We start from the raw sequence: 18,726 nt of genomic DNA on the forward strand, positions 1-18,726 counted from the left end.
ACTCCAAACAAAGTTTAACCCACTTAGCGGAGTGTTCGCATGACCACCGAACCCGATCTTCTTCCGCCGGAAGTCGCGGCATCTGACGTGCTGGAAACGGCTGAACCGTCGGAGGCCGAAGATACCGGCAACGAGACCCCGGAGAGCACACTTGATCCGGCTGCCCTTGCCGAACGGGTGCCCGAAACGCCCGATGCCTACGCAATCATGTTGACCGAAGGCATGGGCGAGATTGACGCTGATCTGAACCAGCGCCTGCATGAAGCCGGCTTCAGCAACGCCCAGGCACAGTTGGTCTATGATCTGGCGGGTGAGGTCCTGTCACCGCTTCTCGGTGATCTTGACCAGGCAGCACAGCGCGCCACGGACCGCGCGGCACTTGCGGCCGAGTTTGGCGGGGCGGAAAGCTGGAAAAAGCTCGCGCCGAAAATTGAAAGCTGGGGCAAGGCAAACCTGCCCGAGACGGCCTTTGAAACGCTCTGTCAAAGTGCCGATGGCGTGCGGGCCATGCATCGCATGATGGCGCAGAGCAATGAGGCAGCCCTTGGCAAGGCGGATGGCGGGGCAGGGGACACCAGTCTTCGGTCCGAAATCCGGCGCAAGATGAATGATCCGCGCTATTGGCGTGATCGGGATCCGACACTAGTAGCCGAGGTGCAGGCGGATTTTGCCCGCCTGTCCGGGGAATAGCCTGACCTAAAACAGTTGATCCGCACGGTCCATGACCGCGTGGACATAATCGGGGATCGGGGTCAGCGGCAAAAGGAAATAGCCCGCAACTCCCAGCCCGATCAGGCTGAAAACAAGCAAAACCGACTTCTTCACGGCAGACACTCTTTTTCTTGTTTGTAACGCACAGGCAAGCCCGTCGGGTGCAACAGGTCGGGGCAAATCCAGCGTGTGTCCCAACATGAGACGCGTTTCTTTAACCACGGAACAATGACCGGAAAATGACCGGGTTTGGGGCAATTGTGGCAAATGCTGCAATTGAACCCCGGCGGCTGCCTGCATGCAGGAAAATTCATATCTGAAACAAGGGGATAAAAAGCGATGACAACCACGATTGATCAAAGCTTCATCGACCATTTTCAGGCCGATGTGCATCAGGCCTATCAACGCATGGGATCAAAGCTTCGCAACACCGTGCGGGTGAAAAACGCGATCAAGGGCGCGACCACGGTGTTCCAGAAGGTCGGCAAGGGGACGGCGACCACCAAGGCGCGCCATGGCAAGGTGCCGGTGATGAATGTCGATCACGAGGCGGTGCGCTGTGATCTGCGCGATTACTATGCCGGGGACTGGGTTGATGCGCTCGATGAGCTCAAGATCAACCATGATGAAAAAATGGTTCTGGCCAATGCCGGGGCCTATGCGCTCGGCCGCAAAACCGACGAGCTGATCATTAATGCCCTGGTCGGGGCCGATGATGTCGTGCCCGATAATACCGAGGGCATGACGCTTGATAAGGTCATGATGGCGTTCGAAGGCCTTGGCGATCGCGATGTGCCCGATGACGGACAGCGTTACGCGATTGTCGGCTGGAAACAGTGGTCGGAGCTACTTCTGATCGATGAATTTTCACGATCTGATTATATCGGCGATGAGGATCTGCCGTGGAAGGGAACGCAAGCCAAACGCTGGCTCGGCACCCTTTGGATGCCTCATTCGGGCCTTCCGGTGGCAAGCGGCATTCGGTCTTGCTTCTGGTATCACCGTACTGCGATTGGCCATGCCATCGGCTCCGAGGTGCAGTCCGACATCACCTGGCATGGCGATCACGCCGCGCACTTTGTCAATAACTCCATGAGCCAGGGCGCAACGCTTATTGATGGCGATGGTGTGGTGTGCCTGCAAGCGCAGGAGTAGCGCCTAGAAACGATCGACCCTTGGCCCGAGGTCCCCGCGCAGGCGGGGATCCCGACCCAAACGCTCAAAACAAAACAGGAGCCCGAAATGGTAGAAGGTTTCAAAGCCAGAAACCTCAGTGTTCTGGCCTATGCCAACGGCTTTACGCTGTGGCACTACATCACCCCGGACGTTGCTGCTGACGTCGATACCACCGACTATTTCTCTGATGCCCGCGACATGCTGCGCGTCGGCGATTTCATCATCGCCAACACCAACCGCGACGCCACCATGTCGGGTGGCTTGTTCGTTGTTGCAAGCGCAGGTGCAGGCGGCGTCGATGTCCGCGACATGACGGCGATTGGCACCTCAAACACCGACTGATCCAACCCTTTTCATCCTCCCTCAACCTCGCCCCGGTGACATGCGTTGCCGGGGTTTCTTTTTACCCAACCAAGGAGACTGCTATGCAGGGTTCAACCCCGGTGGAATGTGAAGTTCTGAACGTTATTCAGGGTGCCGGCATCTGGCCCGATTGCGATGACAAGACCCAGTTGCTGCAGGCAATTCAGGTTTTGGCCAATGCTCAGGGCATGAATGGTATTGCCGCCTCCGCGGGCTACTTTTCGATGATGGGCAAGATGTCTGCTTCTGGTGCGACGTCGCTCAATATCCCGGAAGGGTCGGTCAACATTGGTGGCAACGGGAAAGGCTTCGTCATTGTGGGGCATGCTGAGTTCGATGTATCGGACGCTGCTAACCATGACGGATCTTTTACCAATCTGGCACTTGGTGATGACATCTACATCTATGCCGCTGACGACGGCCAGGCAGAAGCAAAACTGATTGCCAGCAAAAACGCCGATTTTCCTGACGGCTATACGAGCGCAACCAGCCGTAAGATTGGTGGCTTCCACTATGGGCGCGTGCGTCCGGTTGCCAATCGCTATGACACGGCATTTGTGCCGACTGTTCAGATCGTCCCGAACAGTGTCTGGGATCTGAACCATCGTCCAACCTGCGATCCGACGGGTATGGTTGAAATCGTCCCGGGTGGCTTCTGGGCTGACATCTACCTCAACTCCGAAAGTGGCGGAACTTGGCCGGAAAACGTCCCGGTCAGCCGGTATGGGCAGACCTTGATCCGGAACGACGTATATGCTCGGTCCGATTTCCATCTCCTGCTCCGGAATGCTGGAAAAAGGCTTCCGATGGTAGAAGAGTTTCTGACCTATGCAGAAGGTTCGCCAGCTGGTCAGAATGGCAATAATGATACTGCTTGGACGGCAAATTCAAACAGTGGTCCGGCCCCGTCCGGTGCAGTCGCGAAAGCAGTGTCGATGTTCAACGTTGTTGATGTTGTCGGCAACATTTGGGACTACCTCGGGGATCACTCGGACTGGGGTGATACACTCCGAAAGGATGCGACTGTCGTTAATGTCGGCAAAGACGCAAGTATTCCGCGCGGTATGGTCGACCATGCCGAATGGAGGAATTTCACTGGTGGTGGTGTTTGGAACTATGGCGAAGAGGCAGGTTCTCGTTGCCTGCACTCCGGATCGAAGCCGTGGTTTACCAACGGTATTGTCGGTTTTCGTGGTGTTTGTGACGCCCTGTAAAGGTGCTTAAGATTCCCCCCTTCTGTTAAGCCCGGCAACGTATGTTGCCGGGTTTTCTCTTTTGGACGCAAGGAGATTACATATGCAATGTTTGAACCCGGTTGAAAGCGAAGTCCTCAATGTCGTTCTGGCGGCAGATATCCAACCTGATCGGCTAGATGACACACAGTTGTTGCAGGCCATCGAAACGCTGATTTCAGGTGGTGGCACTGGCGGCGGTGGTGTCGTTTCCGGTAGCGAAATCGGTGCGGTTTCCGCCTTTGCCATGCCAACCCCGCCGACCGGCTGGCTGATTTGTGATGGCTCGGCCATTTCGCGCACCGAATATGCCGATCTCTTTGCGACCATCGGAACGCTTTGGGGGCATGGTGATCAGGTATCGACCTTTAACCTGCCGGACCTTCGTGGCGAGTTCGTGCGCGGCTTTGATGATGGTCGTGGTGTTGATGGCGGGCGTGTGTTTGGCTCTGCACAGGGCACGGCCACGAACCGTCTTGCTCAGGTTGAAACCCACAATGATGGCGCAGAGACACCCTTGATCACGATCCCGCAGGATGGCTCTTGGTCTGAGCGGACCGAGAACATTGATGATCTCTCAGGCGGTAACAACAGGGCTCTTCGCTTCCGTCTTACTGGCGACGAAACTCGCCCACGCAACATCGCGATGACCTATGCGATCAAGGCGTTCTATCCGTCGGCATCGTAAGGCTGGCGGTTGACTTTAATTGGCGGGGCCCGGGTTTCCGGGTCCCGCTTTTGTTTTGGGGGCAAAATTGATGGCGTTAAGCGATGTGGCGCTGTGTGCGCGGGCTTTGGTGATGGTTGGGGCGGCGCCGATTTCGTCCTTTGAGGAAGATGTCGCCGAGGCCGAAATTGCGCGGATGTTATATGCAAGTGTGCGGGACGGGATGCTGGCGGGCTATCCGTGGCGGTTTGCCGGACGTGGGGCCTGGTTGTCGCGTCTGGCAGACGGGGATGGGGCAACCTCGCCCAAGGATGGCAGCAAGCTGTTTGCCTTGCCGCGCGATTTTATCCGGTTGCTGTCGCTTGAAAATGACGGTGGCAAGATCGCCGCGTTTGAATTGCGTGATCAGGCGATCAGGGTTTCGGGTGACAGTACTTATCTTGCCTATGTTGCACGACTGCCCGAGGGCAGCTTTCCGGCCTGGTTTGACTTGGCATTGATGGCGCGGTTGGCGGCGGAGTTCTGCCTGCCGCTGACCGAAAGCAGCACGCGGGCGGAGTATTTATTCAAGCGGGCCGAGGATCAGTTGCGCGAAGCACGGCTTGCCGATGCGCAGCAATCCACCCCGCAAGCGATTGATGATTTTTCGCTGATTTCTGCAAGGAACTGAGCCCATGGCACGCCGTGTTCTGGAGAAAAATACCTTTTCGATCGGTGAACTGGCGCCTGAATTGTGGGGGCGCTCAGACCTGAGTGCTTATGCCAACGGGGCGGCGCGGTTGCGCAATGTGTTTATCGAACCCTCGGGCGGGGTGCGTCGGCGTCCCGGTATTCGGTTGATTGATGAATTGCCGGGTGCAGCCCGCCTGATCCAGTTCGAGTTCAATACCGAGCAGACCTATTTGCTGGCCTTTGGCGAGAAACGGGCGCTGGTGTTTGAGGACGGGGTTGAGACGATCTGGTTTGAAACCACGTTTGGCGTCGAGCAGCTTGATCTTCTGAACTGGACGCAAAGTGCCGATACGCTTCTGGTCGTGCATCCCGATGCCCAGCCGGTCAGGATTACACGCACAAGCGATGGCACCTGGCAAACTACCCTTTGGGCCTGGCGCGAGACCAATTTCAAAACCAGCCAGCCCTATTACAAATTCGTTGATCCAGCAGCAACCCTGACCCCGTCGGGCACCAGCGGGACGGTGCAGATCAGTGCCAGTATGGATGTGTTTGTTGCGGGGCATGTCGGCACGCTGTGGCGCATTCAGGGGATTGAGGGCGAAATCACCACCGTGACCGATGCCCGTACTGCGACCATCACACTCAAACAGACCTTGCCGAATACAAATGCCACCGTGGATTTTGTCGAGCAGGCCTTTTCGGATGTGCGCGGCTGGCCGCGCAGTGTGACGTTTCATCAGGACCGGCTGATCATCGGCGGATCGCGTGATCTACCCAACCGGTTGTGGATGTCAAAATCCGGTGATCTGTTTAATTTCGAGCTCGGCGAAGGGCTTGATGACGAGGCGATTGAATTTGCCCTGCTGGCCGATCAGGTCAATGCGATCACCGGCATTTTCGCTGGCCGTCATTTGCAGGTCTTTACCAGTGGATCGGAATGGATGGTGACGGGTGATCCGCTGACACCTGCGAATGTGCAGGTTACGCGTCAGACCCGGATTGGCAGCCAAAGTGATCGCACGGTGCCACTGGTCAATGTCGACGGCGCAACGCTTTTTGCCGGGCGGAGCGGGCGCGAAATCCGTGAATTCCTGTTTACCGATGTCGAGCAGGCCTATGGATCGGCCGATCTGGCCTTGCTGTCACGCCATTTGATCCATGATCCGATTGATCAGGCCTTTGATCCCGATCGACGCCTGTTGCATGTGGTGATGAAGGACGGATCGCTTGCGACCCTGACACTGTATCGCAGTGAAGCCATCACGGCCTGGTCGGCGCAGTCGGTTGAGGGCTGTGCCTTTAGATCCGTTTCGGTGCCGGGCGGGGAGGTTTACGCGGTGCTGGAGCGTGACGGCCGCTATTTCCTCGGCGTGTTTGACCCGACATGTGGCTTTGATTTGTACCGTCGTCAGACGGTGGCCGAGGGGGAGCCGCCGCGCAAACATTGGGGTAATCTTGATCCGCTGGATGGGCTTGATGTCAGTGTCTGGGGCGATGGCGTTCTTGCCGAAGACGTGCCCGTTGCCGGCGGCACCATAACGGTGCCTGATCACATCGGGGCGGTGTCGGAAATCGAGGTCGGGCTGCCCTTTACCCATGAAATTTATGCCCTGCCGCCGGCCGCATCGGATGGCAGTCGCCCGCATGGCGGCAATGCCGTGCGGCTGGTCTCGGTGACCTTGCGTTTGCAGGAAACCGGGCAGCTGCGCGTTGATACCGGACGGGGATGGCGCGATGTCGCGTTGCCGGTATCGGCGTCTTCTGGTGAAGAAGATGCGCGCTATAGCGGGGAAATCACCCTGCGTGCGCTTGGCTGGCGGCGGGGCAGTGGCGGGACGGTCAAAAGCGGATTGTGGCGCATCGCCGGGGCATTGCCCCGGCCTTTTTTATTGCTCGGCGCGGCCAGTGAAATGGGGGTGAATGACTGATGGGTGGATTTACATCAATCGTGCCGATGGCGGCATCGGTGCTGCAAACCGGACAACGGATCGCCGCCAATCAAAGCAACGCGCAAAGCCGGATTGATCAGGGCGAAGCCGCTCGCCAGGCCGAACTGGCCGAGATCACCGCACGCGAGCGTGAAGACGCCGCCAAACGCGAAGAAGACCTTCGACGCAGGCAGGCAGCCGCCCGTGCCCGGCAGGGGGCATCGGGCCTGATGGCCGGTGGATCGGGGTCGGCCAGTGCGGTGCTGGCCGGGTTTGAAAAGGCTGCCCGGCAGGATGCTGATCTGGACGCGGGTGCGGCCAATCGCAGACGAAGCCGCATCAATCAACAGGCCGCCTGGCGCGAAAAGTCGCTGTTGCGATCCGCCGAGGATGACACGGTCGCGCGGCTGAATGCGTGGTTTTCCAAACGCGATGGCTGGGGCTGAGAGTCCGGCGTTGAAGTTTTTAGGGGGAAGAAGCTATGGGCGCTGTTTTTGCCAATCAGATCCGGGCCGCCATCGCCTTTCTCGGCGACGGCGCGCGCGAGAATTTTCCGTTTGATTTTGATGTGTTTGATGCCGGTGATGTCCGGGTCGTCATTGATGGCAGTGAAACCGAAACCGGCTTTCACATCGCCCTAACGCCCACTGATCAGGGCGGCGGTGGTGTCGTGCGGTTTGAAACCCCGCCGGCACATGGCAGCACCATCACCCTTGCAAGGCAATTGCATTTGCGCCGGCTGAGTGCCTTTGACGCCATGTCGATCCCGCGGGGTGATGCGCTGGAGCGCGATCTTGATTTCATGACGGTGGCCCTTGGCGATGTCGACCGCGCCCTTTCGGGGACCTTGCGGTTCGGTGCGGACCAGGATGTACCGGCATCGGCGGAATTGCCGGGGGTTGAACCCGGTCGGGCCCTGATCTGGAGCACGGATGGCAGCGGGCTTGCCAATGGTCCAACCGGCGATGAAATCGCGCAGGCGGCCACCAAGGCAAGCCAGGCACAGGATGCCGCCAGCCGGGCCGAGGCCGCCGAAAGCCGATCTGAAACGGCTGCTGCGTCGTTCGAGCGATCAAACGCCTCGGCGATGCTTAATCTTGATTTTCGCAGTGGCGATTTGCTGGCGTGGGAGGATGAGCGTCGCATGCCAGTGATCGATGCGCCGGTCAGTCGGATCATGGATATCCGCGAAACCGGATCGCTGGTCAGGCTATCGAGCGGGGCGCAATTGACCCTGCCGGTGGCATCGCTTGCGCGCAATGGCGTGCGCTATCGCGTGTTTAACGGCGACGGAACCGTGGTCGATATCACAACAGCCGCGGGCAATGTCATCCGTCCGACAAATGGCGGGGCGGAGGCGACGGTTTATCCGCTGCCAACACGCGGTGACATGGTCGATCTGATCTGTGATGGCACGCGCTGGTTTGCGGCCCCGATCCATGAGAGCGGCCCGGTGATCAAGCTTTCGCGCGTCGCCAGCCAATCCATCCCGGCGGGTGGTGCGTTTCTGATTGAGTGGGATCAGGTGATCGAAGACAGCCACGGGCTTTATGACAGTGGCGTGCATGGCGTGACGGGACTTCCGCCGGGCTTTTATCATGTTGATATCGCTGTGCATTTTCCCATTACCGACCAGTCGGTCTCTACGACATTGTCGCTCGAACGCTTTGATGGCACCGATTGGTCCAGCCATTTGCAAAGCAATGACATCACCGCCATGGGCAGTGGCGCGTCGCACAGTTTGCGGCTGAATGGTATCGCCCGGATCGGCACCACGCCGGGGAACGGATTGCGCCTGCGCCTTTGGCATAGCGATAGCCAAACGCGCGAGATCGGCGACCATGATCTTTTGACCTGGTGTCACATCCATCGCATTGGCGGCTAGCGCGCCACCTTCAACCCACAGCCAATTAAATGGAGATGCATCCAATGGGATTGCGTTATCAGCCGCTTGCGGCCGGCATGAGCGTCGCGCGCGCCAGCACCAAACTTGTGCGTGGCCCAACCGGCCTGCTTGAAACCCGCGCGATTGATGAGCCCGCCTATGATCATGATGGGCTTGGCCGGCGTCTGGGCCTTTTGATTGAGGGGGCGGCGACCAATTTGCTGCGCTACTCGGCCGCCTTTGACAATGCGCTTTGGGAAAAGAACAGCGGTGTGACGGTCACCAACAGCGCCATTGCTGCCCCGGATGGCAGCCTGACCGCGATGCAACTTGATCTGCCCGGTAGTTCCGGCGGTGCGGACGGGCTTTATCAGAATGTCGGTGGGCTTGTCTCAAGCGAAACCTATAGCTTCGCCATCTGGATGCGGGCTGTTTCGGGCACGGCCGATATCACGCTTGGCGGCATTGACGGGCCGTCCGCACATGGTTTTACGGTGGATGAAACCTGGCAGCGGGTCTGGACTTCGGAACCGGCATCCGGCACCACGCGCTATCCGAAAATCAGCACGGCGATCAGCGCGCTTCCGGCCTCCGTCCTGATCTGGAATGCGCAGCTTGAAATCGGACCGGCACCGACGAGCGATATCATCAGCAACGGCATCCCGGCCGCGCGGGCGTGCGATGATGTGCGCCTGATCCCTGGCGACTGGTTCGCGCAAGGGCGCGGCACATTGGTGTTTGATATTCAGACCGCGCGCGATTGGGTGGGTATCTGGCGGATTGTGCAGCTTTATTCCTTAAGCCTCAATGACGATCATCTTGATCTTGGTTATGACAGCGACGCCGATCAGCTGCGCATTTCGCTGCGCAAGGATGGCGCGCCCATTGTCACCCAGTCGCTTTACGGCACTCTTGCCAAGGATACCAGCCATCGCATCGCGCTGGCCTGGGATGATGATGTGATTTCGGTCGGGCTCGATGGTGTGGTGCTGTCCTCACCCGACGGCTTTGCCATGCCACGCAATTTTTCCAACATCGTGCTGGGATCATTTGGCGGTACGGAAAAGGCGATGAACGGGCACCTGCGCAATCTCGCCTATTGGCCGGAAAAGCTCAGTAACGCGCGGTTGTCGGAGCTTTCAACGATTTAGGGATGGGGTATGCGTGAGCCGGAAAACACCGATCCAGTCGCGATCTTGCGCGCCGATCTGCTACGCGATTTGCCCGGTGATATCAAGCGGGTGCGCAATGCCTATCGCCGGGCCGCACAGCAAGCGGCCCTTCTGCGCGATGCCAAGGATTTCAATACCCATCAGGCGGCGTGCAAAACTGCACTCGGGCATCTTGATGGTTTGATTAAGCTCTTGCGTTGGGCGTCGGAGGGGCATGGCGAAGCGGTGATTGCTTCAGATGACGCTAACGATCTGGTCGCCAAAGCGAAGGAGGCGCTTGGAGGCACTGGTTGAAGGATTTGTGCAAAGCGTTGTGATCTGTGTGCGTTGGCATCACATCCGTGATTGTTGAGACGTCCTTGAAAGCTGCCGGCATAGGTCGCGCAGCGATAAATGCCTAACTTTAGAAAGGACAAATCATGAAGAATGCGATGATTGTTTTTGCCAGCTTGATGTTTATCGCAAGCCCCGCGCTTGCAAATGGAAGTGATGAGGAATCGTCGAGCTCAAGCTCGGAAGACAGCCTGATTGAACTGGTGCAGGGCGCGACCCAAAAGCAGAAATGCTGGTCTGCTAAAGATTGCACAGGCAAGGTCCTTAGCAATCGTGATGCCCATAACTGCAAGGTCAAGTCAAAGGGCAAATCCTGGGAAAGCAAATTCGGGGTTTGCACAAACCTGTGAGGTGGAATTTCCATCGTGATCTTAGGGGCATTCGGCGGCAATCGTCGCCGAGTGCCTTTGGGGCCGCTTTATGTCGATGGTATCGACACATTGTCACTGTATGTCGAAATTTTGCGGTTTCATCGACATGACGTGACATCACAAGTTTGCCAAGGGAGAGGTCCGGCGGATGATTTGGGATCGCTTGATATCTGCGATTGCACAAACGGAAGATACCAAGATATAGTAGTTATTGGTATCAAGGAGGTTCGTCATGGCACGGAACACATCAATTTCGCTGGGTGAGCATTTCACCGGTTTTATCGATGGACAGGTCAAGTCGGGGCGTTACGGCTCTGCCAGTGACGTTGTGCGTGCGGGATTGCGGCTTCTGGAAGAGCACGAAACGAAGGTGCGCGCATTGCAAGATGCGTTGATTGAGGGTGAGCAATCCGGGCCTGCAAAACCGTTTGACGGTGATGCCTTTCTGGCCCGGATGAAAGCCGAGCATGGCGAGTAATGCACGCTATCGGCTTTCCCCACGGGCGGAGGCCGACCTTGAAGGCATCTGGCTTTACACAAAGCAGCGTTGGTCGGTCACACAAGCGAATAATTATATCGGCAAATTCTTACAGGCATTTTCTGACTTGGCGACATCACAACGCACTGGTCAGAAATGTGATGTGCGCGAGGGATACTTTAAAATTCCGGTCGGCGCGCATGTGGTTTATTACCGGCAGCCAAAGGGTGCCATTGAGGTTGTCCGTGTTCTCCACGCGCGGATGGATGTGAACCGGCACCTTTGAGGGTTTGTCTCCTCCCGTTTTTGCGGAAACTTACCAGACATTGCCATTATCAAATCGATGTTGCTCGTGCCTTCCGAATTTGGAACGCGTGATGTGTCATATCTGCTTGGGTCAATGATTCATAATATGGATAGGGAGGCGGGGTGATGCCAACAACTCAGTTTGCCCGCTTCGCCGAATTCGTCTGGATATGGGATCAGATGTTGGGGCTTGGCTTGCCCGCCCATCATCGCAAGATGGCGGACTGGCTGGAGGAGTGCTGGGAGAGCGGCAAGCGTGAGATGCTTTTGATGGCGTTTCGCAATTCCGGCAAATCGACGCTGGTCGGGTTGTTTTGTGCCTGGCTGCTCTATCGCGATGCGGATTTGCGCATTCTGGTTCTGGCTGCCGATCTGGATCTGGCGAAAAAGATGGTGCGCAACGTCAAGCGTGTGGTTGAGCGTCATCCGTTGATGAGCACCCTTTTGCCCGAAAAGCTTATCGATTGGGGGAGCGAGCGGTTTACGGTGGCGCGGACGGCGGTGCTGCGTGATCCGTCGATGCAGGCGGTGGGGATTGGCGGCAATATTACCGGGTCGCGTGCCGATATCGTCATTTGCGATGATGTCGAGGTGCCGAAAAACAGCGATACCGCCCACAAGCGATCAGAACTGCGCGAAAAGCTTTCCGAGATTGCCTATGTGCTGGGGCCAAAGGGCGCGCAGCTTTATGTCGGCACGCCGCACAGCTATTACTCGATCTATGCCGATGAGGCCCGGGTTGAGGTCGGCGAGGCCGCGCCGTTTCTGTCGGGTTTTTCACGCTTTGAGCTGCCCATCGTCAATAAGGACGGGACATCAAACTGGCCGGAACGGTTTGATGCGGCCGCGATCAAGGCGATGCGTGCCCGCACGCCGGAGCGCAAGTTTCAAAGCCAGATGATGCTTGAAATGGTCGCACCCGTGGCCGGGATGCTCGACCCGGAAAAACTGCCGTTCTATGACAGCGTGGCCGAGATCACCCACGGCAATGGCCGCATGACGCTTCGCATTGGCGGGCGCACCATGGTCGCCAGCGCCTGTCATTTTGATCCAAGTTTTGGCTCGATGCGCGGCGACGGGGCGGTTGTGGCATGTGTTTATATCTGCGATCAGGGTGAATACTGGCTGCAGGATATGGCCTGGTTACGCGCATCTGATCCGGCAGAAAATGGCGACATGCCCTGGCGCGATGAGGCCAGCCAACTTTGCGCGCAGGTCGCAGGCTTCATGGCGCGCCATCATTTGCCGTCGGTTCGGGTGGAGACCAATGGCATTGGCCGGTTCCTGCCCAATATCTTGCGCCGGGAACTGAAATCAATCGGATGGGCGGCCAGCGTCGTAGAACATTATGAAAGCACGCACAAAGCCACCCGGATCGAGGATGCCTTTGGGGCGGTGATGGGGGCGGGGTTGTTGCATGTGCATGAAGGCGTTCGTCAGACGCCGTTTATCCGCCAGATGCGTGATTGGCATCCCGATGGCAATGGCCCGGATGACGGGCTGGATGCGGTGGCGGGCTGCATTTTGCATGATCCGGTGCGTCTGCCACGGGTTGATATGCCGATCAGGCGCGCCGACTGGCGGGGCAAAAGCGGGATGTTCCGGGCCGAAAGCCAATTCAATCCGTGAGGGAAGAAAAAACTTTCCCACAATGCCAAATGGTTAGCAGGGCCCTGTATCACATTTGTGAAATGTTCATGGAAAATTCAGCTTTGATCCCTACGTTTATTATATGAAAGAATAGTTTTTAGATTGTTTCACTATACTAAAGTGAGTTTTGAGCCAGATAGAACAGGGTTTCCGGCCCGATGTTGTCGGGGCAGGAAGCGGCCAAAGATCATTTGTTGATCCATTTTGCAGTACAGGAAAACAAGACGTCCATGTGGGCGCACCTGACTGTCAGGAGGCCTTGCCATGTTGAAAACACTGAGCTTGATCGCTGTGGTGGCAGGTGCCGTTGCAGTTACCATTCCCCAAGCCTCGGCATCCCCGGTTTGCGGGGATCGATCCAAGGTGATCGATAGCCTGAGCGCGAAATATTCCGAAGAACCGGTCGCGGTCGGCGTGACGTCCAATGGTGGCGTGATCGAGGTGCTCAAGGCACCCGATGGCCAGACCTGGACCATCCTGTTTACCTATCCATCCGGCCCAAGCTGCCTTGTCGCCTCTGGCGAGGCCTGGCAGGACCTGGAAGAAAAGCTGAAAGGCCCGGCAGCTTAAACACAGTGCCGTTCGCCTCCTGAATATTCCTGACCGTTTATCCTGCCCGGGGTGCTCCCTGTCGCTCCGGGTGGAAGGGACGGTGACCTAACCCGCAAGCCGTTGGTTTGCGGGTTTTTCTTTGTCTGAAAATCGAGGCCCTCATGACCTTGCCTGTGACCCAGACGGTTGATGTGATCTGGTGGATCACGGCTGTTGAAATTCCTGCTGTCGCCAGCCTGTTCTGGCTGCATTGGCGCATGCGATCCGAACTGCTGGGTCGCGTTGAACAGTTGCGCACCCGCGAAGAAACGGATGCTAGCGACCTGCGCGATGCCGTGGCGGCGTTTAAGCTCGATGTCGCGCGCAATTATGTCTCCATCCCCTATCTCAAGGATGTCGAAAAACGCCTGACCGGTCATTTGCTCCGGATCGAGGCCAAGCTCGACATGCCCCCAATCCCCGGCAAAAAGGATCTGAGCCTATGACCGAACCCCAAACCCTGACGGCACAGCCGGTTACCGACCCCGATGCCCTGTCCGAGGTAGAAGTGCTTGCCCGAACCCTTTATGGCGAGGCGCGCGGCGAAGAACTCGCCGGGATTGAGGCGGTGGCAGCGGTCATCCTCAACCGCGTGGCGGTGGCGCAAAAGCGCGGGCGTTATTGGTGGGGCAATGACGTCAAATCGGTGTGCCTGAAACCGGCACAGTTTTCCTGCTGGAACGAAGCGGACCCCAACCGCAAGAAGCTTCTGGCCCTCAGCCCGCGTGACCCGGCCTACCGTTTGTGCAAACGCATCGCCAAGCGCGCGGTGGCGGGCGATATTCCCGATCCGACCGACGGCGCCACCCACTATCACACCCATGCGGTCGATCCGTTCTGGGCGCGCGGCCATGTGCCGGTCGCCGAGATTGGCGGGCACCTGTTCTATCGCGACATCGGATAGTCCGATGGCCGCTATTGCCGCCAAGACGGACTGCAAAGAACCATTGGCTCCGCTTCCGGTGCTCACGTACTAAAACGTACGCTGCGCGCCGGTTCTCGCCAATGCTCCTTTTCGTCACGCCTTAACGACAATCCCGACCATCGGTTGGATGTACGAATTTGATGGAGAACTTAGATGATCCCGGCATTGCTCGCCCAAATCGGCCTGCCGCTTTTGATGAAGGCGGTGGGTGCGGGGCTTGATCATATCGACAACCCGATCGCCAAAACGGCGGCCGAGGGCCTCAAACAGGTCGAAACCGCCGTCACCAAGGGCGACGTCACACCCGAACAAATCACGGCCGCCAACCGCCACACCGAACGCATGGCCGAAATCGAGCTAAAGCGTGATACCGAAACACTGAAATCGGTCAACCGCACCATCCGCGCCGAGGTGGCCAGCGAAGATGCCTTTGTCAGGCGCTGGCGTCCCAGCTTCGGCTATGCCGTCGCACTCACCTGGATCATGACCATGGGCGCAATTGCGGCTGCCATCATCCTCACCCCGCTCCAGGCCCCGGCCATCATCGCCGCCCTGGTCAATACCAGCCCGATCTGGGGCATTGCGTTGGGGGTTTTGGGCGTGAGTGTGGTCAAGCGGAGTGCGGATAAGCGAACTTGAAATCGTCTAGCTACTTTAGTTTTCAGACTTAACGAATGATCTCACATTTTGAACTTGGAGAAACACGTGAAAATTTGTGAAGCGTTTCTTAACCAACTTTTTGTAACGTTTTACGAACAAGTTTGTGAGAGTATTTTGAAACACAAATTCGTGTTCGTGTTTTAGCACGAATTTCGTTGCAAAATTGCGGGCGGTCTTCTACAAACATTTTTGTGAGCTTTGGGAAGGTTTCCTCATGCACGCGTTTGTGTGAGACAACTCCCTTAGTCAAAGTTTCGGGGCCGGGTGACAGTTTGCTGTTACGCCGGCTCAACTTTTTTCTACTTTCTTGAGCTAAATTTGCAATCTAGTGATTTGGGTGAAAGTAGATGTAGTGCATTCTTGCGCAACTTACGCGTAAATTATAAAAAACAAACATGCACTATATTAGAGAAAATCGACCAGTCACTCCAGTGGTGCCGATCGGCAAAGCTCCAAAGTACATTGTGCTCGGGACTGAGCATGGCTATGGCAAGTTCATTTCAGAGCCAAGATTGGCAAAATACAGGCAGATCGCGAAAGACGATGAAGCGCTAGCAATGCGCTATTACAACTGGAATATCCGGTTGTCCGAATCTCTGCACTTGCCTTTGCATTACTTAGAGGTTGGTCTTAGGAATAGCATTTCAGAAGTCATGAACAAGAGGTTCGGCGTAGAATGGCCGTTGCTTGCAAAACAGCGCCGCGACTGGGGGAATAATTGGGGGCCTATTCCTGAATTAGGTGCAGGAGCTCAAGAAAAAATAGTACATGCGAGAAAAAAGGTAAGGCGAAGGGATAAAACGCCAAACTGTGTTATTGCGCAGATCACATTTGGTTTTTGGAGGCGAATGTTTGATCGGGAGTATGATCAAACGCTTTGGAAAAATGGTGTGCGTTCTGTCTTCAGGAATTCTAAGGACTTATCTCGTGAGGATGTGTTTAGGCTTCTGAGAGGGCCAGTTGAGTTGCGTAACCGTATCGCTCATCACGAGATCATTTTCACCAAAGATGTTCAGAAGACATACAAGTCGACTGTCAAGTTAATCGGCTGGATGAATCCTAACGTGCAGGATTTGGTGAACTATCACTCAGATTTTCCCAAGGTTCTTGGAGCTCGGCCAAAGTAGGCTGTCCCTCTAAAGGAATGTGAGAGTGTAGCAGCTTCAACTGCGTTGAAGGTGCTCTAAGAAGGTCTCAACGTCTTTTTCCGAATATCCCAATAAAGCTCCCATCCGCGCGGAATCAGCGTCGTGATCTGCGACCATTCCGGCGCATAGATTTCGGCACATCTCCAACGCTTCATCAATCCGCCATTCTTCGCTAGGGAGGGCGTAGAACAGATAACGCATTGGGTAAGGGTCTTTGGGGATGATCTCTTCAACGCGGATGATCTGGCCTGCGTCGACATGCGGGGCGAAGTCGGATTCTGGGAAGTAGTCGCTGACGTGGACCGCGTCCGAGAACATCGCCATCGGCTTTGTACCGGCCAGCATCAGTTCCAGTTCGCGGTCATTGTGCGGGCCGATGCCCGGCGGGAGTTCGAAATCATCATCCATGCGGCAAGTTTGCCACGAAAGTCGCTTGAAGCACAGGGAGGACGTTTCTGCGGGCGTCAGAGTTTGGCTTGCCCGCAGAAACGTTTGTTTTGGGTGCTGATTATAGCGCAATCTCAAGGTTCTTCATCACCTTGCCCTGGCCGCCGGCGAGAAGGCCGGTGATGCGGTCGTTTTTGAGCTCCAGCGTGACCTTGATCTGGCTTGGGGACGGTTCGGTCATGAACTCGCCCTGGGCGATCAGGAACGTGTCCTTTTTCATGTCCAGAAGATCATGGAGCACGCAGGCCAGCGGGCCGGCGGCCATGCCGGTGGCGGCTTCCTCGGCAATGCCATAGCGCGGGGCGAACATGCGGGTGGTGGCGTCGATGTTTGCGTCGTCAGCGCCACCGGTTTCGGTGGTGAAGATGTAATAGCCGATCAGATCCAGCTTCTCGCTGATCGCATTGATGGCGTCCTGATCGGGTGTGATGTTGGCCAGCGTTTTCTGATCTTTGACCGCGATGACGATGAAGTTATTGCCGGTGTTGACCAGAACCGGGCGGGCGCGGTCATCGAGATCATCGGATGTGATCGCAAGCGATTTCAGTACATCACACAGCGTGACACCGTGATCCGTCCAGCTGCTGGCCGGGGTGTAGGTCGGGGCGAGTTGCTCCATATAGGCCATGCCGTGATCAAGGATGATCTTGCGCGGGCCATCGACGGTTTCCTTTGACGTCTCGCCATCGCCAAAGCGTGCCAGCTCGGCGAGGTAGGAGAAGGTCGCGATGGTCGCGTGGCCGCAATGGGCGATGCGTTTGGTGGGGGTAAAGAAATCAAGTTTGATGCCGCAGGTCTCGGATTTCGAGACAAAGGCGGTTTCCGACAGACCGACTTTCTGTGCAATGATGAGTTTTTGATCGTCGCTATATTGATCGGCATCAAGCACGACACCGGCCGGGTTGCCGCCCTGACCATTTTTCACAAAGGCATTGACGATCTGGACCGGGACGGTGTGGGTGTTTTCTTGAGATGTACTCATGACTCTATTCCTGCTAAAATCTGTGTTGAAGCTGTTTTAATCGTTTTGGCAGGGATTCTGGACTCATATATAGATGAAGAAATCTCATGAAAGTGGACGGGAATACCTGATTGCCCGGGCGAGTCATCTGGCCCCGGTACTTGCCGCGATTGCCAGTGAAAACAGTTTCAGCAAGGCGGCCGAAAAGCTGGGCGTGCATCAGTCGGCTGTTAGTCACCGGATTACGCAGCTTGAAGAGGCGCTTGGCTTTGCGCTGTTTGAGCGCACCACGCGCCAGATCACGCCGACCGAATATGGCCGGGTGCTGTGTGCGGCGGCGATTGAGTCCGTCAATGTCTGGAATCAGGCGTTTGACCGGCTGGAGAAATTCAGAACGGCGGGGACGGTGCGGCTGTCGGTGGCATCGGCCCTTGCGATGAAATGGGTGCTGCCCAATCTGGCGTCGGCACAAGACGCCGGGCTTGAGATTGCTTTGGATGTCAATGACAGGCCGGTGGATTTCAGCAATGGCACGATTGACGCCGCCATCCGCTTTGGCGCCGGGCCGTATCCTGGGCTGCATTCGACATTGTTGAAAAAGGCCGAGATCGTGCCGGTAGCCAGTCCCGGTTATTGCGACGAGGATCGGGCATTTGCGGATGTGGTTGGCGCGTCCGAGATTACCCTGCTCAAGGATGCGGTGGGCGAACGCGATGGCACGGATTTCAGTTGGGGCTATTACGCCGGGCAGGCGGGGTTGGATATCAACGAGGATGCCAAGGCACTCGCCTTTGATCGCGCCGATCTGGTGTTGCAGGCCGCCATCAATGGCATGGGCATCGGGCTGGGTCGCACCCTTCTGATTGAAGGCGATATTGCCCAAGGGTTCCTTAAGGCCGTGGGCAAGCCGGTGCCGATGAAATCGGCTTATTGGCTGGTTTGCAGCCCGGAATTTGCCAAGACAGAGCGCCATGCGGCACTTCTGGGGTGGCTTAAAGATCAGATGAAATAGGCTTGCCGTTTCGGGTTCGGCTGCCTAAATTCCCG

24 protein-coding genes are annotated in these 18,726 nt (G+C 56.8%); 21 read left to right on the top strand and 3 right to left on the bottom strand.

Features of this window, described 5'->3' with window-relative positions; translation table 11 throughout:
• Window positions 1–39: 39 nt before the first annotated feature.
• On the top strand, window positions 40–690 hold the full coding sequence (locus ACXAF0_RS07475) for a capsid assembly protein (RefSeq protein WP_475345261.1): 651 nt from the start codon (window positions 40–42) through the stop codon (window positions 688–690).
• A gap of 6 nt (window positions 691–696) precedes the next feature.
• On the opposite strand, the gene ACXAF0_RS07480 is transcribed toward ACXAF0_RS07475, so the two are convergent.
• Window positions 697–1,011, bottom strand: coding sequence for a hypothetical protein (locus ACXAF0_RS07480; RefSeq protein ID WP_475345262.1), 315 nt, complete (start codon window positions 1,009–1,011; stop codon window positions 697–699).
• A gap of 39 nt (window positions 1,012–1,050) precedes the next feature.
• On the opposite strand from ACXAF0_RS07480, the gene ACXAF0_RS07485 reads away from it, so the two are divergent.
• From ACXAF0_RS07485 to ACXAF0_RS07575, 19 genes are all read left to right on the top strand, one after another.
• Complete coding sequence (locus ACXAF0_RS07485; protein WP_475345263.1) at window positions 1,051–1,866, top strand: phage capsid protein; 816 nt, start codon at window positions 1,051–1,053, stop codon at window positions 1,864–1,866.
• 87 nt (window positions 1,867–1,953) lie between these two features.
• Window positions 1,954–2,229 (top strand): hypothetical protein, encoded by a 276-nt coding sequence (locus ACXAF0_RS07490; RefSeq protein ID WP_475345264.1) that lies wholly within the window; start codon window positions 1,954–1,956, stop codon window positions 2,227–2,229.
• 83 nt (window positions 2,230–2,312) lie between these two features.
• Window positions 2,313–3,464, top strand: coding sequence for a phage major tropism determinant (locus ACXAF0_RS07495; RefSeq protein WP_475345265.1), 1,152 nt, complete (start codon window positions 2,313–2,315; stop codon window positions 3,462–3,464).
• 82 nt (window positions 3,465–3,546) lie between these two features.
• Entirely contained in the window at window positions 3,547–4,170 is a 624-nt protein-coding gene (locus ACXAF0_RS07500) for a tail fiber protein (protein ID WP_475345266.1), read from the top strand.
• 70 nt (window positions 4,171–4,240) lie between these two features.
• Window positions 4,241–4,819 (top strand): phage connector family protein, encoded by a 579-nt coding sequence (locus ACXAF0_RS07505; RefSeq protein ID WP_475345267.1) that lies wholly within the window; start codon window positions 4,241–4,243, stop codon window positions 4,817–4,819.
• A 4-nt stretch (window positions 4,820–4,823) separates the two neighbouring features.
• Window positions 4,824–6,752 carry a phage tail protein gene (locus tag ACXAF0_RS07510; protein WP_475345268.1) on the top strand — a complete coding sequence of 643 codons (1,929 nt, stop codon included), beginning with the start codon at window positions 4,824–4,826 and terminating at the stop codon, window positions 6,750–6,752.
• Window positions 6,752–7,198 (top strand): hypothetical protein, encoded by a 447-nt coding sequence (locus tag ACXAF0_RS07515; RefSeq protein WP_475345269.1) that lies wholly within the window; start codon window positions 6,752–6,754, stop codon window positions 7,196–7,198. The genes ACXAF0_RS07510 and ACXAF0_RS07515 overlap by 1 nt, the downstream gene beginning before the upstream one ends.
• A gap of 35 nt (window positions 7,199–7,233) precedes the next feature.
• Window positions 7,234–8,637, top strand: a complete 1,404-nt coding sequence (locus tag ACXAF0_RS07520) for a hypothetical protein (protein WP_475345270.1) — start codon at window positions 7,234–7,236, stop codon at window positions 8,635–8,637.
• Window positions 8,638–8,681: 44 nt separating this feature from the next.
• The gene (locus ACXAF0_RS07525; RefSeq protein WP_475345271.1) at window positions 8,682–9,788 is read left to right on the top strand and encodes a phage head spike fiber domain-containing protein; all 1,107 of its coding nucleotides are present in this window, start codon (window positions 8,682–8,684) and stop codon (window positions 9,786–9,788) included.
• 9 nt (window positions 9,789–9,797) lie between these two features.
• Window positions 9,798–10,103 carry a hypothetical protein gene (locus ACXAF0_RS07530; protein WP_475345272.1) on the top strand — a complete coding sequence of 102 codons (306 nt, stop codon included), beginning with the start codon at window positions 9,798–9,800 and terminating at the stop codon, window positions 10,101–10,103.
• Between the two features lie 125 nt (window positions 10,104–10,228).
• Entirely contained in the window at window positions 10,229–10,492 is a 264-nt protein-coding gene (locus tag ACXAF0_RS07535) for a hypothetical protein (RefSeq protein ID WP_475345273.1), read from the top strand.
• A 253-nt stretch (window positions 10,493–10,745) separates the two neighbouring features.
• Window positions 10,746–10,991: a type II toxin-antitoxin system ParD family antitoxin gene (locus ACXAF0_RS07540; RefSeq protein WP_475345274.1), complete on the top strand. Its 246-nt coding sequence runs from the start codon at window positions 10,746–10,748 to the stop codon at window positions 10,989–10,991.
• Window positions 10,981–11,277 (top strand): type II toxin-antitoxin system RelE/ParE family toxin, encoded by a 297-nt coding sequence (locus ACXAF0_RS07545; protein WP_475345275.1) that lies wholly within the window; start codon window positions 10,981–10,983, stop codon window positions 11,275–11,277. Before ACXAF0_RS07540 ends, ACXAF0_RS07545 begins: the two co-directional genes overlap by 11 nt.
• A gap of 146 nt (window positions 11,278–11,423) precedes the next feature.
• Window positions 11,424–12,926, top strand: coding sequence for a phage terminase large subunit (terL, locus tag ACXAF0_RS07550; protein WP_475345276.1), 1,503 nt, complete (start codon window positions 11,424–11,426; stop codon window positions 12,924–12,926).
• Between the two features lie 285 nt (window positions 12,927–13,211).
• Window positions 13,212–13,517, top strand: a complete 306-nt coding sequence (locus tag ACXAF0_RS07555; protein WP_044829400.1) for a hypothetical protein — start codon at window positions 13,212–13,214, stop codon at window positions 13,515–13,517.
• Window positions 13,518–13,660: 143 nt separating this feature from the next.
• Window positions 13,661–13,984, top strand: a complete 324-nt coding sequence (locus ACXAF0_RS07560) for a hypothetical protein (RefSeq protein ID WP_475345277.1) — start codon at window positions 13,661–13,663, stop codon at window positions 13,982–13,984.
• Window positions 13,981–14,442, top strand: coding sequence for a cell wall hydrolase (locus ACXAF0_RS07565; RefSeq protein WP_475345278.1), 462 nt, complete (start codon window positions 13,981–13,983; stop codon window positions 14,440–14,442). The genes ACXAF0_RS07560 and ACXAF0_RS07565 overlap by 4 nt, the downstream gene beginning before the upstream one ends.
• Before the next feature lie 174 nt (window positions 14,443–14,616).
• On the top strand, window positions 14,617–15,102 hold the full coding sequence (locus tag ACXAF0_RS07570) for a 3TM-type holin (RefSeq protein WP_475345279.1): 486 nt from the start codon (window positions 14,617–14,619) through the stop codon (window positions 15,100–15,102).
• A gap of 416 nt (window positions 15,103–15,518) precedes the next feature.
• Entirely contained in the window at window positions 15,519–16,250 is a 732-nt protein-coding gene (locus ACXAF0_RS07575; protein ID WP_475345280.1) for a hypothetical protein, read from the top strand.
• A gap of 36 nt (window positions 16,251–16,286) precedes the next feature.
• Here ACXAF0_RS07575 and ACXAF0_RS07580 read toward each other — a convergent pair whose 3' ends face one another.
• Both ACXAF0_RS07580 and ACXAF0_RS07585 read right to left on the bottom strand, forming a co-directional pair.
• Window positions 16,287–16,679: a hypothetical protein gene (locus ACXAF0_RS07580; protein WP_475345281.1), complete on the bottom strand. Its 393-nt coding sequence runs from the start codon at window positions 16,677–16,679 to the stop codon at window positions 16,287–16,289.
• A 100-nt stretch (window positions 16,680–16,779) separates the two neighbouring features.
• Window positions 16,780–17,700 (bottom strand): PhzF family phenazine biosynthesis protein, encoded by a 921-nt coding sequence (locus ACXAF0_RS07585; RefSeq protein WP_475345282.1) that lies wholly within the window; start codon window positions 17,698–17,700, stop codon window positions 16,780–16,782.
• Window positions 17,701–17,773: 73 nt separating this feature from the next.
• On the opposite strand from ACXAF0_RS07585, the gene ACXAF0_RS07590 reads away from it, so the two are divergent.
• Window positions 17,774–18,691, top strand: a complete 918-nt coding sequence (locus ACXAF0_RS07590; RefSeq protein WP_475345283.1) for a LysR family transcriptional regulator — start codon at window positions 17,774–17,776, stop codon at window positions 18,689–18,691.
• Window positions 18,692–18,726: the final 35 nt, after the last annotated feature.

Source organism: Thalassospira sp. ABD4_177, assembly GCF_056160125.1.

Bases quoted from the DNA above. Each gene is read 5' to 3' on its own strand.
- ACXAF0_RS07490 (WP_475345264.1), top strand. From the start codon at position 1,954: ATGGTAGAAGGTTTCAAAGCCAGAAACCTCAGTGTTCTGGCCTATGCC.
- ACXAF0_RS07515 (WP_475345269.1), top strand. From the start codon at position 6,752: ATGGGTGGATTTACATCAATCGTGCCGATGGCGGCATCGGTGCTGCAA.
- ACXAF0_RS07545 (WP_475345275.1), top strand. From the start codon at position 10,981: ATGGCGAGTAATGCACGCTATCGGCTTTCCCCACGGGCGGAGGCCGAC.
- ACXAF0_RS07555 (WP_044829400.1), top strand. From the start codon at position 13,212: ATGTTGAAAACACTGAGCTTGATCGCTGTGGTGGCAGGTGCCGTTGCA.
- ACXAF0_RS07560 (WP_475345277.1), top strand. From the start codon at position 13,661: ATGACCTTGCCTGTGACCCAGACGGTTGATGTGATCTGGTGGATCACG.
- ACXAF0_RS07570 (WP_475345279.1), top strand. From the start codon at position 14,617: ATGATCCCGGCATTGCTCGCCCAAATCGGCCTGCCGCTTTTGATGAAG.
- ACXAF0_RS07580 (WP_475345281.1), bottom strand. From the start codon at position 16,679: ATGGATGATGATTTCGAACTCCCGCCGGGCATCGGCCCGCACAATGAC.
- ACXAF0_RS07500 (WP_475345266.1), top strand. From the start codon at position 3,547: ATGCAATGTTTGAACCCGGTTGAAAGCGAAGTCCTCAATGTCGTTCTG.
- ACXAF0_RS07575 (WP_475345280.1), top strand. From the start codon at position 15,519: ATGCACTATATTAGAGAAAATCGACCAGTCACTCCAGTGGTGCCGATC.
- ACXAF0_RS07565 (WP_475345278.1), top strand. From the start codon at position 13,981: ATGACCGAACCCCAAACCCTGACGGCACAGCCGGTTACCGACCCCGAT.
- ACXAF0_RS07495 (WP_475345265.1), top strand. From the start codon at position 2,313: ATGCAGGGTTCAACCCCGGTGGAATGTGAAGTTCTGAACGTTATTCAG.
- ACXAF0_RS07585 (WP_475345282.1), bottom strand. From the start codon at position 17,700: ATGAGTACATCTCAAGAAAACACCCACACCGTCCCGGTCCAGATCGTC.
- ACXAF0_RS07505 (WP_475345267.1), top strand. From the start codon at position 4,241: ATGGCGTTAAGCGATGTGGCGCTGTGTGCGCGGGCTTTGGTGATGGTT.
- ACXAF0_RS07530 (WP_475345272.1), top strand. From the start codon at position 9,798: ATGCGTGAGCCGGAAAACACCGATCCAGTCGCGATCTTGCGCGCCGAT.
- terL (WP_475345276.1), top strand. From the start codon at position 11,424: ATGCCAACAACTCAGTTTGCCCGCTTCGCCGAATTCGTCTGGATATGG.
- ACXAF0_RS07540 (WP_475345274.1), top strand. From the start codon at position 10,746: ATGGCACGGAACACATCAATTTCGCTGGGTGAGCATTTCACCGGTTTT.
- ACXAF0_RS07480 (WP_475345262.1), bottom strand. From the start codon at position 1,011: ATGCAGGCAGCCGCCGGGGTTCAATTGCAGCATTTGCCACAATTGCCC.
- ACXAF0_RS07475 (WP_475345261.1), top strand. From the start codon at position 40: ATGACCACCGAACCCGATCTTCTTCCGCCGGAAGTCGCGGCATCTGAC.
- ACXAF0_RS07535 (WP_475345273.1), top strand. From the start codon at position 10,229: ATGAAGAATGCGATGATTGTTTTTGCCAGCTTGATGTTTATCGCAAGC.
- ACXAF0_RS07485 (WP_475345263.1), top strand. From the start codon at position 1,051: ATGACAACCACGATTGATCAAAGCTTCATCGACCATTTTCAGGCCGAT.
- ACXAF0_RS07590 (WP_475345283.1), top strand. From the start codon at position 17,774: ATGAAGAAATCTCATGAAAGTGGACGGGAATACCTGATTGCCCGGGCG.
- ACXAF0_RS07525 (WP_475345271.1), top strand. From the start codon at position 8,682: ATGGGATTGCGTTATCAGCCGCTTGCGGCCGGCATGAGCGTCGCGCGC.
- ACXAF0_RS07510 (WP_475345268.1), top strand. From the start codon at position 4,824: ATGGCACGCCGTGTTCTGGAGAAAAATACCTTTTCGATCGGTGAACTG.
- ACXAF0_RS07520 (WP_475345270.1), top strand. From the start codon at position 7,234: ATGGGCGCTGTTTTTGCCAATCAGATCCGGGCCGCCATCGCCTTTCTC.